The sequence below is a fragment of the Arthrobacter sp. SX1312 genome, assembly GCF_002929295.1.
Taxonomy (GTDB): domain Bacteria; phylum Actinomycetota; class Actinomycetes; order Actinomycetales; family Micrococcaceae; genus Arthrobacter_D.
Genome location: NZ_PJIM01000002.1, coordinates 761352 through 775889, shown reverse-complemented (window position 1 = coordinate 775889; position 14538 = coordinate 761352). Strand labels below are relative to the sequence as shown.

14 protein-coding genes are annotated in these 14538 nt (G+C 68.6%); 10 read left to right on the top strand and 4 right to left on the bottom strand.

The genetic code is table 11. The features are described from left to right. Window positions 1-73: 73 nt before the first annotated feature. The gene (locus CXQ92_RS11090; RefSeq protein ID WP_146067449.1) at window positions 74-955 is read right to left on the bottom strand and encodes a polysaccharide deacetylase family protein; all 882 of its coding nucleotides are present in this window, start codon (window positions 953-955) and stop codon (window positions 74-76) included. Further along, window positions 924-2474: a YcaO-like family protein gene (locus tag CXQ92_RS11085; RefSeq protein WP_104167780.1), complete on the bottom strand. Its 1551-nt coding sequence runs from the start codon at window positions 2472-2474 to the stop codon at window positions 924-926. The genes CXQ92_RS11090 and CXQ92_RS11085 overlap by 32 nt, the downstream gene beginning before the upstream one ends. A gap of 175 nt (window positions 2475-2649) precedes the next feature. Here CXQ92_RS11085 and CXQ92_RS11080 point away from each other — a divergent pair, with 175 nt between their 5' ends. From CXQ92_RS11080 to CXQ92_RS11070, 3 genes are all read left to right on the top strand, one after another. After that, complete coding sequence (locus CXQ92_RS11080; protein WP_104168211.1) at window positions 2650-3957, top strand: sugar ABC transporter substrate-binding protein; 1308 nt, start codon at window positions 2650-2652, stop codon at window positions 3955-3957. After that, window positions 3957-4919, top strand: a complete 963-nt coding sequence (locus CXQ92_RS11075; RefSeq protein WP_104167779.1) for a carbohydrate ABC transporter permease — start codon at window positions 3957-3959, stop codon at window positions 4917-4919. Before CXQ92_RS11080 ends, CXQ92_RS11075 begins: the two co-directional genes overlap by 1 nt. A 72-nt stretch (window positions 4920-4991) precedes the next feature. Then, window positions 4992-5912 carry a carbohydrate ABC transporter permease gene (locus tag CXQ92_RS11070; protein WP_104167778.1) on the top strand — a complete coding sequence of 307 codons (921 nt, stop codon included), beginning with the start codon at window positions 4992-4994 and terminating at the stop codon, window positions 5910-5912. A gap of 44 nt (window positions 5913-5956) precedes the next feature. On the opposite strand, the gene CXQ92_RS11065 is transcribed toward CXQ92_RS11070, so the two are convergent. Continuing rightward, on the bottom strand, window positions 5957-6679 hold the full coding sequence (locus CXQ92_RS11065) for a TetR/AcrR family transcriptional regulator (protein ID WP_104167777.1): 723 nt from the start codon (window positions 6677-6679) through the stop codon (window positions 5957-5959). 89 nt (window positions 6680-6768) lie between these two features. Between CXQ92_RS11065 and CXQ92_RS11060 the strand changes: the two genes are divergently transcribed. Genes CXQ92_RS11060 through CXQ92_RS18175 form a run of 3 tightly spaced genes read left to right on the top strand, consistent with a single transcriptional unit; the run spans window position 6769 to window position 9130 of the window. Beyond that, a complete protein-coding gene (locus CXQ92_RS11060) occupies window positions 6769-7575 on the top strand; it encodes a DUF4386 domain-containing protein (RefSeq protein WP_104167776.1) in 807 nt (268 codons plus the stop codon). A 5-nt stretch (window positions 7576-7580) separates the two neighbouring features. Next, window positions 7581-8174 (top strand): hypothetical protein, encoded by a 594-nt coding sequence (locus CXQ92_RS18180; RefSeq protein ID WP_104167775.1) that lies wholly within the window; start codon window positions 7581-7583, stop codon window positions 8172-8174. Then, complete coding sequence (locus CXQ92_RS18175) at window positions 8171-9130, top strand: NAD-dependent epimerase/dehydratase family protein (RefSeq protein ID WP_104167774.1); 960 nt, start codon at window positions 8171-8173, stop codon at window positions 9128-9130. Before CXQ92_RS18180 ends, CXQ92_RS18175 begins: the two co-directional genes overlap by 4 nt. 75 nt (window positions 9131-9205) lie before the next feature. Here CXQ92_RS18175 and CXQ92_RS11045 read toward each other — a convergent pair whose 3' ends face one another. Next, a complete protein-coding gene (locus CXQ92_RS11045) occupies window positions 9206-9460 on the bottom strand; it encodes a PLDc N-terminal domain-containing protein (RefSeq protein WP_104167773.1) in 255 nt (84 codons plus the stop codon). A 223-nt stretch (window positions 9461-9683) separates the two neighbouring features. On the opposite strand from CXQ92_RS11045, the gene CXQ92_RS11040 reads away from it, so the two are divergent. The 4 genes from CXQ92_RS11040 to hpaD are packed head-to-tail and all read left to right on the top strand — an operon-like array spanning window position 9684 to window position 14533. After that, window positions 9684-11144, top strand: coding sequence for a fumarylacetoacetate hydrolase family protein (locus tag CXQ92_RS11040; protein WP_104167772.1), 1461 nt, complete (start codon window positions 9684-9686; stop codon window positions 11142-11144). Further along, window positions 11137-11862, top strand: a complete 726-nt coding sequence (locus CXQ92_RS11035; protein WP_104168210.1) for a GntR family transcriptional regulator — start codon at window positions 11137-11139, stop codon at window positions 11860-11862. Before CXQ92_RS11040 ends, CXQ92_RS11035 begins: the two co-directional genes overlap by 8 nt. A 9-nt stretch (window positions 11863-11871) precedes the next feature. After that, window positions 11872-13422, top strand: a complete 1551-nt coding sequence (hpaE, locus tag CXQ92_RS11030; protein WP_104167771.1) for a 5-carboxymethyl-2-hydroxymuconate semialdehyde dehydrogenase — start codon at window positions 11872-11874, stop codon at window positions 13420-13422. A 34-nt stretch (window positions 13423-13456) separates the two neighbouring features. Next, window positions 13457-14533 (top strand): 3,4-dihydroxyphenylacetate 2,3-dioxygenase, encoded by a 1077-nt coding sequence (gene hpaD, locus CXQ92_RS11025; protein WP_104167770.1) that lies wholly within the window; start codon window positions 13457-13459, stop codon window positions 14531-14533. The last annotated feature ends 5 nt before the right edge of the window (window positions 14534-14538 follow it).

Here is a 14538-nt window from a genome sequence, read left to right as displayed (position 1 = left end):
CCGTTCCCCGCGGAGGCGGTCGGAGACCGCGAAGCAAGCCTGATCGCGGTCGCGAGTACGGCAGGCAGCACGGCTAGATGGTCTCCCAGGACCAGTTGGAGACGAGGTCGGTCACCCCGAGCTCACGCAGTCGTCGGTTCCCGAGCAGGCTGTCATCGAAGCGTGCACCCCCGCACCACGCACCCACCCGTGGTGCACGGCCGGCGATCCGGGTGAGTCGATGCACGACGTCGGTCACCTCGGAGATCACCGTCGCGGGCGTGATCTCGTCCGCCGAGCGATGGGTGAGCGTGTGGAAGCCCAGTGCGTGGTTCCGCGCCAAGCGGATCAACTCGTCATCGCTCAGGGTGCCGGCACGGTCGTCGAGGACCTCGAGAGCGATGGGCAGGATCACGACGCGGAGCCCGAGCCGGTCGCAGATCGGGACGACCATCCGTGCCGCGTCCTTGTATCCGTCGAACAGGAGGACGACGACCCGCGGATGGAGCTCCTCGTCCGCGCCGGCCGTCAGGAGATCCCGGAGCCGTGCCAGCTTGTTCAACCGCCGGTCCGCGATCTCGAGGTGTCCCGGCAGGACATCGTGGAAGTTCAGGGCGAGGAGCGGGATCGCCGACAGCTCACCCTCCGACCACCCTGCGCCTTCACTCTCCAGCAGGAGTTCCCCGAGGACGCTCTGCAGGACGTAGGCCTCGTAGGTGAACGGTGCAGGCCGCCGGAGTGCTGCCGGCAGTGGGCCCATGATGCCCGGGATCAACGTGGACGGATCCGCTCCGGCGGCTACGGCGGCGTCGTCGAGCAGCACCACCGGCGTTCCCCCGGGCTGCTCACCCTGATCCAGGATGTACGTCTCCAGCTCAGCGGCGCTCTGTTCACTGTTCATCATGTCCGGCGTGTCCGGCATGTCCGGCGTGGGAGCGGGAGCACTACTGCTCACCGAGGACGAGTCGGGCGGCATGCCGGCCGGGCTCACGGTACAGCGGCAGCAGCCCGGCCGCGACGGCCTCGACGGCGTCACGATCCAGCCATGCCGGTCCGCCGAGCCGCTCGACGGCCTCGCCGGTCAGGATCACTTCCCGCCAGCCGTCGCCCTCGGGTCGCCGGCCCACGCGCGCGAGATCGCCCCGCCCGTCGTCGACCAGTCTCCGCACACCCGCCTCACCGATCCGTCCATAGGCGACCGTTTCCACTTCGGTCCCGGGCACCACCACCTTGACCGCCCGTGCCACGCCGTCATCGGTCGGTCCAGGGGGCGTCAGATCGGCGACAAGAACGTCGAGACCGTGATCGGTCATGATCGCCAACGGGTCGGCGGTCGGCCGCGTCGGGAGATCACGGAACCGCGTGACCGATCGGCGGGAGAACACCGTGGTGTCCAGGCGCGCCCGTACGGCTGCGTCCTGCTCCGCGCCGGCAGTCAGCCAGGCCACGGTTGCCTCGATGACGCGAGGCTCCTCGGCGCCGGGATCGACGACGGCCAACGCGTCGTGCAGATAGTCCCGCGGCGTGATGCGTCGGACCGCGGCCAGCGGGCCGTGCATGAACGCCTTCCGGGCCCGGGCAGAGGCGAATTCGAGCACCGCCTTGCGCAGCGCCACATCCCGATCGGGATGTGCCGCCTCCCCGCAGGCTGTCGCGATGACGAGATCGTCGCCCGGTGCGTGCCCGACGACGTACAGGTCGGACACCCCGCGATCGATCGACGCGATCTTCACCAGCACGTCCACCCCCGCACTGCGCAGCGCTTCGAGCACCTGGCGGGTCTCGGCGTCCCCGTCGTCGGGGCCCAGTTCGACGACCGTCCCCCGGTCGAGCGCCCGGAAGGTGAGACCGTTGCCGTCGCGTTGAAGGATCTCGAGGACACCGTGGACAACGGCCTGCCGCAGGCTCGTCCCCGCGCCCAACCCGTTCGCGACGGGCATCAGCAACCGCTCACCCGTATCGCGATCATCGAGCTCCGACGGGCTGCTCGCGACGAGATCGACCGGGACGAGCACCGGCTCCCCGTCGAGTTCGAGGGCCGGCGCGCCCCGGCGGTCGGAGCTGTCGAGGCTTCGGGTGGCGAGGGCTCGACGCATCGGCACCCAGGTCAGGACCATGTCATCGGAGTAGGGGGAGCCCACCGGCAGCCCCAGGGTCCGCGGGTCCGCGACTCCCGCTGTGCCATGGCGACGCCGGATTTCGCTGTACGACGCCGTCGTCCGCTCGAGGCGTGCGAACGCCATGAGGGAGAAGGCGCTCTCGACCGTCTCACCGAGAGCACCGACGCGCGCCTGCGCCGCGGACGGACCGTATCCGACGCCGCCCAGTGCCGCGCCTGCTCCACGCCACCACGTCGCCCACGTCGGGACGCCGGTCCGGTCGAGGCCGTCGATCGCGAACTGCGCCTGCAACCCCGGGAGAGCGGCCTCGTAGGCTGCAGCCGCCGCCGCCAGTGCCCCCTCAGCCGGCAGCGCAGTCCCGTTCCTGTGCACCATGCCCCCAGTAGAGCACACGGCTCCACGATCCGATCCGAGTGGACGCCCTCGCCCGCAGACAGTAGTCCTCGGGGTCGTCGGGGACGGTCGCCGGGCGGAAATACTTTGCCGGCGCCCTTCGGACTGTCGGCGCGGCGCTGTAGGTTGTGATCACCCTCACCCGGAAGGCATGAACATGACTATTTCCAGACGGCAGATCCTTGGCGGAGCAGGTTTCCTCGCGGCGGCGGCGGCACTGAACGGATGCGCGGGATTCTCCGGCGGCTCCAACTCCGGCGGTGGTGACGGCGAGCAGGACACCCTGACGTTCACCACTTGGGGCAGTCCGGCCGAGGAGGAGGGTTTCCGCCGCGGGATCGAGGCGTTCAAGGCCGCCAACTCCGGTGTGGACGTCCAGCTCAATCTCGTACCCTACGAGCAGATCTTCCAGAACATCGACGCCCAGCTGCAGGCGGGGACGGCGCCGGACCTCTTCCGCGTCGACTACGGCACCATCGGTGCCTACAGCAGCCAGGACCAACTCCTCGACCTCAGCAGCTACTTCGACACAGCGGCGGGCGAGGAGTTCCTGCCCGCCATGTGGCAGGCCGTCCAGTTCGAGGGCAAACCGTACGGCGTTCCGCACCAGACCGACACCTCTGCCCTCGTGTACCGTACCGATCTCTTCGAGCAGGCGGGCATCACCAGTGTTCCCGACAGCCTCGACTCCGCGTGGACGTGGGAGGAGTTCCGCATGGTTGCGGAGCAGCTCCGCGGCTCCCTCCCCGACGATCTCTACCCCTTCGTCTACAACTGGCAGCTCGGCGGTTCCACCCGCTGGCTGAGCTGGCTCTTCCAGGCCGGTGGCCGGCTCTTCAACGACGATCTCACCGGCTCTGCCATCCAGTCCGACGCCGGGACGAAGGCCCTGGCCTTCACCCAGGGCTTCTTCACCGACGGTCTCGTACCCCCCAGCAGCTCCGTGAAGTCCTCCACGTACGCGGACAACGCTTTCTCCGCCGGAACCACCGCCATGGCCTTCGTGGGCAACTTCGTGCTTCCGAGCCTGGATGAGGCCATCACCGACTTCGAGTGGAGCGCCACCTACCTGCCCCGCGACGAGCGTGGTGCCTGTGACCTGGGCGGCAACGCCCTCGTGGCGACGAAGAATGCCCGAAACCCCGAGCTTGCGGCCGAGTTCCTGAAATTCATGACGCAGCCGGATCAGATGTCGGACTTCTGTGCACGCGCCATGGAGCTGCCCACCTTGAAGAGCCTCGTCGACTCGGAACTCGATTACCAGACGCGGCCGGACATCGCGGGTATCTTCGTGGAACAGGCAACCACCCTGGAGCCGTCCGACGTGGAGCAGCTCACCTCCCCCGCCATGGCGGCCATCAACCCCAAACTGCGCGACCAACTCGAAGCTGCCTTCACCCAGGGCCAGCCGGTCGAGGAGACCCTGGCGAACATCGCAGCAGCCGTGGATGAGGCAGCCGGCTGATGTCCGCCAGCACCTCGGCCCGCGAGGAGTCCACCGGTGACACCCGAGGGCTGCCCCCACCGATTCCCACCTCCACGGCCAGGGCAAGGAACGGGGCGCATCGGCGCACGCTCGCCTCCTACGGCTTCCTGGGACCCAATCTCGTACTGCTCGGCGTGTTCCTCTTCCTGCCACTGGGCTGGGCCTTCCTGATCAGCTTCCAGGAATCCAGCGGCTTCGGAGCGAGTGGCTGGGTGGGGCTGCAGAACTACCAGCGGCTCGTCACTGATCCCACATTCTGGCAATCGGCGCTCAACACCGCCGCCTTCACCCTGATCACGGTGCCATTGAGCCTCGCCCTGGGGCTGGCCCTGGCGGTCCTCATGAACTCCGTGCTCCCTGGGCGCAAGCTCTTCCGCACGCTGATCTACCTGCCCATGGTCATCTCGGGCGTCGCCACAGCCCTCATGGGGGTGCTGCTCTTCGATGAGGCGACGGGCATCATCAACAAACTCCTCCGCGAGGGCGGGCTGGCAGGCATCCCCTGGCAGTCGCAGGGATCTGCCGCGTTCGCCTCGATCGTCTTGGTGACGCTGTGGATCCGCGTGGGGTTCAACATGGTCATCTACCTTGCCGGGCTGCAGAGCATCTCGCCGGAACTCTATGAAGCGGCGAAGCTCGAGGGCGCCAGTTCATGGCAGCAGTTCCGCTACCTCACCGTGCCCCTCGTCGGCCCGTCCACATTCTTCCTGCTGATCATGGACGTCATCTACTCCTTCCAGGTCTTCGACACCATCTTCGTGATGACCGGGGGAGGTCCGGGCCGGTCGACCTCGGTGCTGGTCACGTACGCCTACGAGAACGGCTTCGTCACCCGTGACCAGAGCTACGCGGCGGCTATCGGCATCGTGATCTTCCTGCTGACCCTCGTCTTCACCGTCCTCCAATGGCGGGGCAACCGCACGCGCGACACCACCGGATAGCTCGACGCAGCGCCGGCCGGCACCGGTCGGCGCCACCGACCACCCATGACAGCCCACGAGGACAGGATTCCCATGGCGCATCCACTCTCCCCCAGGGGCAGTGACCGGGCGACTCGCCCGGCCGGTCCCCCAGCAGGACCGGCCGACTTCGCCCCCCGCGTCAAGCGGAGATCGCCCGCGCAGCATGCATCCGCGGCGGCCCGACTGGTGACCGCCGTCATCGTGGGCCTGATCATGATGTTCCCGCTGTACTGGATGGTCACGATCGCCTTCTCCCCGAACGCCGACGTCTTCAGCCGCGAGCTGCGCATCTGGCCTTCCGAGTGGTCGCTCGAAAACTTCCGTACCATTTTCGGCCGCTTCCCGACGGCCACCTGGTTCGGCAACTCCGTGGTCATCACGGTCATCGTCACGGTCCTCACCGTGACCGTGAACCTGCTGGCCGGCTACGCCTTCGCCAAGCTCGACTTCCGCGGCAAGGGCGCGATCTTCCTCCTGGTGTTGAGCACGATGATGGTCCCGGTGCAGGTCCTGATGGTGGCGCAGTTCCGCCTCGTCACGGAGCTCGGGATCTACGGCACGTTCTGGGCGGTCATTCTGCCGTCGGCTGCTTCCGCGTTCGGCATCTTCCTCGCCCGCCAGTTCATCATCGCCATTCCCGACGAACTCATCGAAGCAGCGAAGGTCGATGGCGCGGGCACCCTCCGGATCTTCCTGCAGATCATCCTGCCGCTGTGCAAGCCGCTGATCGCCGTGCTCGTGCTGCTCACCGTGATGTACCAGTGGAACGATTTCGCGTGGCCGCTCATCGCGCTCAAGGACAGCCAACTCTTCACCCTGCCCATCGGCCTGCTGTACCTGAGAGGGCAGTACGGGGCCGACTACGGTGCCATCATGGCGCTGGCGCTCGTGTCCATCACGCCGATCGTCATCATGTTCCTCGCCTTCCAGAAGTACTTCGTGCAGGGCCTCGCACGCAGCGGCATCCGGTAGGAGGACAGAAGCAGCAGGGCGCCACTCCGGATCCGGCCGTCGCGTCACCCGACGGCGGCCTGTGCCACGGGGACAGTCGTCCGGGTCGCCGAGTCACCGAGGCCGTCGAGTATCCGGTGGAGTCCCCACAGATACTGTTCGGTGGACACGTACCGGGCCATGACCTGAGCGGCGGCGGCCGACAGGGGGTACGTCTCGGCCGGTATTCCGGAGAAGCCGGAGTACCGTGCCGCGATGCGATCCGCTTCGGGGGGTGCCTGACGGACGTCACCGAGTTCCGCCACCTCCAGGGCGATCGAGCCGAAGACGTAGACGATCAGCAGGTAGGAGGCCTTGGCTGCGTCCGTGGGCGAGAACCCTGCACCGGAGAGGACTTCCATCAGCCGTTCATTGAGGGCAAGGGCGCGGGGGCCGTCCATGGGACCGCCGATCATCAGTCCGACGGCACCGGGATGAGCCGTGAGGCGCTCCCTCAATTCGACGGCCAGGAGCTCGATCCGCCGTCGCCAGGGCACGTCCGGGTCCGCGAATGCCGCGTGATCGACCTGCCCGAGAAGATGCTCAACGATCGCCCTGATGACAGCGGCCTTGTCGGGGAAGTACGTGTAGACCGCGTTGGGAGCTACGCCGATCCGGGCGGCGATCCCTCGGATGGACGCCGCAGCGACACCACCTTCGTCCAACAGGCCGAGAGCGGCCTCCACGATCTCCTCCCCGGTTGAAACCCTCCGCGGGCCGCGACGGGAACCCTTGAGTTGCTCGGTCATCGACGGACTCCTTGCCCTTGACACTTTTCTGTACAAAGTACAGCATTTGTACACCGTACAGATAAGGTCTCGGGGAAGCAGGGTCGATCATGACAACCAGAAGCAGCATCAGGAGCCTACGGCGGCTCACAGGCACCCTCTTCGTGGTCAGCGCCGTTGCTTTCGCCGCTGCGGCGACAGCCCTGTCCATTGCCTTCGACTGGCCGGACATCCTGCGGGAACCGCCCGGCACCGTCTTGCCTGCCTTCGCAGCCGGCGGACCCGGCCTGGTCTGGCTCTGGTTCGCGACGGCCTGGACCTACGGCCTCCTCGCCCTGCCCGTTCTCCTCCTACCCGCGGCCCTCGGACTGCAGAGGAGTCCCGCAGTGCGGGTGGCTACCTCTGTGGGCGCCGCTTCGGTGCTGGTGTCCCTCATCGGGTTCCTTCGCTGGGTGTTCGTCGTCCCACCACTCGCTGACTCCTATGTCACCGGTGATGCAGTGACCCGGGCGGCGGTGGAGGCTGCATGGACCGCGCAGCATCAGTTCGGGGGAGCGCTGCTGGGAGAACACCTGGGCCAGGTGCTCGTCATCGGCTGGTCGGTCACGCTCAGCGTGATCATCCTGCGCAGTGGGGTCCTCCCACGCTGGCTCGGCACCGTGGGCATCGTTGCCGGCGCGATCTACCTGCTCAATCAGGGTGACGTCTTCTCGACCGCCGTGCCCGGTTTCCCTGTCTGGGACCTGGCCGGGCTCCTCGGCAGCACCGCCTGGGGACTCTGGGTGGCCGCCCTCGGCGTCGCCCTGTTGACCCGCCCTGCCCCCGACCACGCAGGCGCTGCCGGCCGACCGGAGTCCACGTCCTTCCCCCTCGCCCCGACGGACAACCGGCCGACTCCCTCCGGGCCGAGGACCTGATCCTCATGGTGCACTCCCCCTCGCCCCGATCCCCGTTCCTGCGCACCTGGCTTCTGTGGATTGCAGGATTCATTGCGTTCCCCGTCGCCGGCCTCATCGGCAGTTTCGTCGTCGGTCGCGTCGACAACAGCGCCTCGGCGCTCGTCGGCGGCGCGATTGCCGGGCTCATCATCGGCAGCGGCCAGACGCTGGCCGGCAACCACCGCCTGCAGGCGGGCAGGTGGATACCGGCGACCACTGTGGGGACGAGTGCGGGGTTGCTCCTCGGCGCCTCCGCGGTGGAGTACGGCACGTCCCTCGCCGACCTGGCGCTGCTGGGAGCCCTCAACGGCCTCGTCGTGGGCGCCTGCCAGGCTGCAGCATTGCCGCGCGGCGTGCGTCCCCGCTGGGTCTGGGCGGCCGTCGTTCCTGCCCTGTGGGCGCTGGGCTGGACCGTCACGACCCTGCTGCGGGTCAGGGTCGACGAACAGTTCATCGTCTTCGGAGCCACCGGGGCCCTCGTCTTCGCCACACTCTCCGGACTCGCCCTCCACTGGGTCGTTCCCTCACGGGCGGATGCTACTCCCGCAGCGCTCCCGACGAGGTCGGCGACAACGTGAGCGCCGGGCTGCACGTCATCTTCGGCACAGGAGCGATCGGCCTCGCCACCTACGATGCGCTCCGTCGCCGCGGCCGCACCGTACGACTCGTCAACCGTTCAGGCCAGGCCCCCGTCAGCACTGACGTCGAGGTCCTCGCCGACGATGCCCGGGACGCCTCTTTCGCAGTGAGCGCGGCTCGTGGCGCCGCCGTCGTCTACCAGGCACTGAACCCGCCGTACCCCCAGTGGAGTCAGCAGTTCCCGCCACTGCAGGCCGGCGTGCTGACCGCTGCCGAAAAAGCGGGCGCACGCCTGGTCGGTCTTGAGAACGTCTACATGTACGGGCGTCCCGCAGGACGCCCGCTCACCGAGGACCGCGGGAACAACGTCCACACCAGGAAAGGGCGGCTCCGGGCGGGCATGGCCGAGGAACTACTCGCAGCACACAGGGCCGGCCGCGTCGAGGTCACCATCGGTCGCGCGTCGGACTACTTCGGCCCCCGCGGCGGTGCCCAGTCCAACCTCGGCGACCGCGTCTTCCCCTCCGCGCTGGACGGCAGGACGGCGACAGTCCTCGGCAACCCCGACCAGCCCCACACCTACACCTACCTCCCCGACATCGGCGAGGGTCTTGCCGTCCTCGGCGACCACCCCGACGCCCCGGGACAGATCTGGCACCTGCCCAACGACCCCCACACCCGCACCACACGACAACTCGTCGAGATCATCTACGGGCAGGCCGGCCGGCCTCGGCCCAAGCTCCGCGCCGTCCCGCCACTGCTGCTGCGCGCGCTCGGACTCATGAACCCCACCGTGCGCGAACTCCTCGAGACGCAGTACCAGTTCGAGGAACCCTTCATCGTCGACAGCAGCAAGATCACCGACCGCCTCGGCATCACCGCCACACCGATCGAACAAGCCATCACCGAGACGCTCCGAACCTACCGTCAGGTGCAGGACCCATCGGAACCATAGTGCTGGTCGACACCGACCCCACTGCGGTGATCCCGGTGGCAGGCGTCGTCGCCCACGCTGCTGATCGCGGGAGGCTCAGCGCCGGATCCCTTTCCAGAAGTACGCCACGGGGCCCACGAAGTTGATCACGATGATGGCAGCCCACATGCCCTTGCTGCCGTTCACCGTGTCCTTGGGCCGGGTGGCCAGGTCCGTCCAGGCGAAAGCGGCCAGGGACAGTTGCACGGCGCCGAGGACCAACACCCTCGCTTTCTGCCCGTCCGTGAGGTCGCTCCAGCGCTTCTTGGCGGCTTTCTTCGAGTGACGGGTGGATGCATTGCGGTCAGCCATGGGGGTCTCCCGAGTCGGAGCCGGCACCGGAAGCGGGGCTGATGCCTCATCTCCCGGCGCACGGGCAGACGGTACGTTCGGATGCCAAATTCCACCACGGAACGCAGTCCACCACCATGCCCGGGCGAGATTCCTGCCGCGGCAGAAGGTACCCGACCTTGACGCATCCGAACGCCCCTGCCTACTCTTCGTATACGATTTCGTACTCGATGAGGAGCAACGGGTGGAACTGCTCGACGACGGCGTCCTGGCCGCAGCCCGCAAGGTCATCGCGGTGCACATCAACTACCCCAGCCGGGCTGCCCAGCGGGGCCGCACGCCCGAGCAGCCGTCCTATTTCCTCAAGCCGCCCTCCTCGCTCTCCCTGTCCGGTTCCACCGTCGAACGTCCTGCCGGCTGCGAGCTGCTCGGCTTCGAGGGCGAGATCGCCCTCGTCATCGGCTCCCCCGCCCGCCGGGTCTCCCCCGACACCGCGTGGAGCCACGTCCGCTGGGTCACGGCCGCCAATGACCTCGGCGTCTACGACCTGCGCTACGCGGACAAGGGGTCGAACCTGCGGTCCAAGGGCGGGGACGGTTTCACCCCGGTGGGTCCCGGGCTCCTGCCGGCCGACGCCGTCGACCCCGCCGCCCTCCGGATCCGCACCTGGCACAACGGCGCGCTGGTACAGGACGACACCACCGCCGACCTCCTCTTCCCGTTCGCGCGGCTCATCGCAGACCTGTCCCAGCTCCTCACGCTCGAACCCGGCGATCTGATCCTCACCGGCACGCCGGCGGGAGCGTCGGTCGCCGGTCCGGGCGATGCGCTGGAGGTCGAAGTGACCGCGGGCGGCCTGTCCACGGGACGGCTGGCCACGACGGTCAGCGAGGGCACGACCCCCCTGGCCCCGTTCGGTGCCCGTCCGAGGGTGGACGACGTCCAGCGCGAGGAGGCCTACGGCTCCCGCGAGGCGGCCGGACTGCCCACGCCGCAGAAGGTCCTGACACCCGCACTGAAGGCGACGCTCGAAAGCGTCTCCACCGCCACCCTCTCCTCCCTGCTGCGCAAGCGGGGGCTGAACAACGTCAGCATCGACGGCCTGAGCTCCACGCAGCCGGGCCGGCGCGTCGTCGGACTCGCCCGCACCCTCCGGTACGTGCCGAACCGCGAGGACCTCTTCACCGCCCACGGCGCCGGGTACAACGCCCAGAAACGCGCCATCGACACCGTCGACGAGGGGGAGATCCTCGTGATGGAGGCCCGCGGCGAGAAGGGCACGGGCACGGTCGGGGACATCCTGGCCCTCCGTGCGCAGGTGCGCGGAGCGGCGGCGATCATCACCGACGGAGGCGTCCGCGACTTCGCCGCAGTGGCCTCCATGGACATGCCCACCTTCTACGCCAACCCGCACCCCGCCGTGCTGGGGCGGCGCCACATCCCGTGGGACACCGACGTCACGATCGCCTGCGGAGGGACGACCGTCCAGCCCGGCGACATCATCGTGGCGGACGCCGACGGCATCCTCGTGATCCCGCCCGCCCTCGCGGCGGACCTGGCCGAGGACGCCGTCGCCCAGGAGCGGGAGGAGACGTTCATCGCGGAGATGGTGGCCGACGGGCACGGCGTGGACGGCCTGTACCCGATGAACGCCGCCTGGAGGAAACGCTACGGCCAGTGGCAGGAACGGCATGCTCATGGCTGAGCCGGTAGCGACCGACGACGCCCCCGCGGCGGGCAGCAAGTCGCAGCAGGCCTACGGTGCCGTGAAGCAGCGGATCGTGGACGGCGCCTATCCTCCCGGACACCGGCTGGTCCTGGCCGCCATCGCGCAGGACCTGGGGGTCAGCGTCGTGCCCGTGCGGGAGGCCATCCGCCGTCTCGAGGCCGAGGGCCTGGTGACCTTCCAGCGCAACGTGGGAGCGACGGTCGCGGGGATCGACCCCACCGAATACCTCTACACCATGCAGACCCTGAGCCTCGTCGAGGGAGCGGCGACGGCGCTGTCCGCACCGCTGATCGACGCCGAAGTGCTGGACCGGGCCGCAGCGGTCAACGAGGAGATGCGCGCCTGCCTGCAGGACTTCGATCCCCTCCGCTTCACCCGGCTCAACCAGGACTTCCACGCCATCCTCTTCGAGCGCTGCCCCAATCCGCACATCCTCGACCTGGTGCACCGCGGGTGGAACCGGCTCGCGTCGCTGCGGTCCTCGACGTTCCGCTTCGTGCCCGAGCGCGCCCGCGACTCCGTCGAGGAGCACGCGCACCTGCTCTCCCTCATGGCTGACGGTGCCGACGCCGACACCATCGAACGCTTCGCGCGCCTCCATCGCAGCGCCACCCTCGACGCCTACCTGACGCACTTCAGCGCCACCGAAGCAGCCACCGACGCAGACCCTGACGCAGCACACGACCACGGTTAGGACCCACCCATGACGAGCCCCGGTGCACAGCCGATCGCAGCAACCGAGCAGCACATCCCGGAAGGACTGCCGTCCTCCCTCCAGCACTACATCAACGGCCGGTTCGTCGACTCCGTGGGCGGGGCGACGTTCGATGTCCTCGATCCGGTGTCCAACACCACGTACGCCACCGCGGCGGCCGGCCAGCAGGAGGATGTCGATCTCGCGGTGGCCGCCGCACGGGAGGCCTTCACCGACGGACCGTGGCCGCGGATGAAGCCCCGCGAGCGCGCCCGCGTGCTGAACCGGATCGCCGACGCCGTCGAGGCGCAGGAGGCCCGGCTCGCCGAGCTCGAGACCTTCGACACGGGCCTGCCGATCACGCAGGCGAAGGGCCAGGCCCTGCGCGCTGCCGAGAACTTCCGCTTCTTCGCGGACCTGATCGTCGCCCAGTTCGACGACGCCATGAAGGTGCCCGGCTCCCAGATCAACTACGTGAACCGGAAGCCGATCGGCGTCGCCGGCCTCATCACCCCGTGGAACACGCCGTTCATGCTGGAGTCCTGGAAGCTCGCGCCCGCCCTGGCCACCGGCAACACGGTGGTCCTGAAGCCCGCCGAGTTCACGCCCCTCTCCGCGTCCCTGTGGGCGCAGATCTTCAGGGACGCCGGGGTGCCCGACGGCGTCTTCAACCTCGTCAACGGTCTCGGCGAGGAGGCCGGGGACGCCCTCGTCAAGCACCCCGACGTCCCCCTCATCTCCTTCACCGGGGAGACCACCACGGGCCAGACGATCTTCCGGAACGCCGCGGCGCACCTGAAGGGACTCTCGATGGAGCTCGGCGGGAAGTCCCCGTGCATCGTCTTCGCCGACGCGGACCTCGACGCCGCCATCGACTCGGCCCTCTTCGGGGTCTTCTCCCTCAACGGCGAGCGCTGCACCGCCGGCTCCCGCATCCTCGTCGAGCGGCCCGTGTACGAGGAGTTCTGCGATAAGTACGCGGCCCGCGCGAAGACCATCGTCGTCGGCGATCCCCACGATCCGCGGACGGAGGTCGGGGCGCTCGTGCACCCGGAGCACTACGCCAAGGTGGCCTCCTACGTGGAGATCGGCAAGACGGAGGGCCGCCTCCTCGCCGGCGGCGGGCGCCCCGAGCACCTGCCCGAGGGCAACTACATCGCGCCCACGGTGTTCGCGGATGTCTCCCCCGACGCGCGGATCTTCCAGGAGGAGATCTTCGGGCCCGTCGTCGCCATCACCCCGTTCGAGGACGACGCCGAGGCGCTGGCGCTGGCCAACAACACGCGCTACGGGCTCGCGGCCTACGTGTGGACGAAGGACCTGACCCGCGCCCACACCTTCGCGCAGAACGTGGAGGCCGGGATGGTGTGGCTCAACAGCCACAACGTCCGCGACCTCCGGACGCCCTTCGGTGGCGTGAAGTCCTCCGGCCTCGGGCACGAGGGCGGCTACCGTTCCATCGACTTCTACACCGACCAGCAGGCCGTGCACATCACCCTCGGCTCCGTCCACACCCCGAAGTTCGGCAGCGTCACGGACTCGGCCGCCAACGAAGGCTGAACCTTCCCCGTTTGCCCGACGAAGAGAGAATCCCATGACCACTCCTGTTCCCACACCCTCGGTCCCGGCACCGGACATCGTCCGCTGCGCCTACATGGAGATCGTGGTCACCGACCTCGCCCGCTCGCGTGAGTTCTACGTGGACGTCCTCGGCCTGCACGTCACCGAGGAGGACGACGACGCGATCTACCTCCGCTCCCTCGAGGAGTTCATCCACCACAACCTGGTGCTGCGGCGCGGCCCGGTCGCCGCCGTCGCCGCCTTCGCCTACCGGGTGAAGTCGCCCGCGGAGGTGGACGCCGCGGAGGCGTACTACCGCGAACTGGGCTGCCGGACCGAACGACGCCGGGACGGGTTCACGAAGGGCGTCGGCGACTCGGTGCGCGTCGAGGACCCGCTGGGCTTCCCGTACGAGTTCTTCTACGACGTCCAGCACGTGGAGCGCCTCACCCAGCGCTACGACCTGTACTCGGCCGGCGAACTCGTGCGGCTGGACCACTTCAACCAGGTCACCCCCGACGTCCCGCGGGGACGTGCGTACCTCGAGGACCTCGGCTTCCGCGTCTCCGAGGACATCCAGGACTCCGACGGCGTCACCTACGCCGTGTGGATGCACCGGAAGCAGACCGTGCACGACACCGCCCTCACCGGAGGCAACGGCCCGCGCATGCACCACGTGGCGTTCGCGACGCACGAGAAGCACAACATCATCCAGATCTGCGACAAGATGGGCGCCCTGCGCATCAGCGACCGCATCGAGCGCGGGCCCGGGCGGCACGGCGTCTCCAACGCCTTCTACCTCTACATCCTCGACCCGGACGGCCACCGCGTCGAGATCTACTGCCAGGACTACTACACGGGCGATCCGGACAACCCGACCATCACCTGGGACGTCCACGACAACCAGCGCCGCGACTGGTGGGGCAACCCCGTGGTGCCATCCTGGTACTCGGAGGCCTCCCTCGTGCTGGACCTGGACGGCAACCCCCAGCCCGTCGTCGAGCGGGAGGAGCGCAGCGAGATGGCCGTCACCGTTGGCGCCGACGGCTTCTCCTACACCCGCAGCAAGGACGACGGCGTCGAGGGCTTCAAGCTCGGCACCCAGCTCTGACCGCC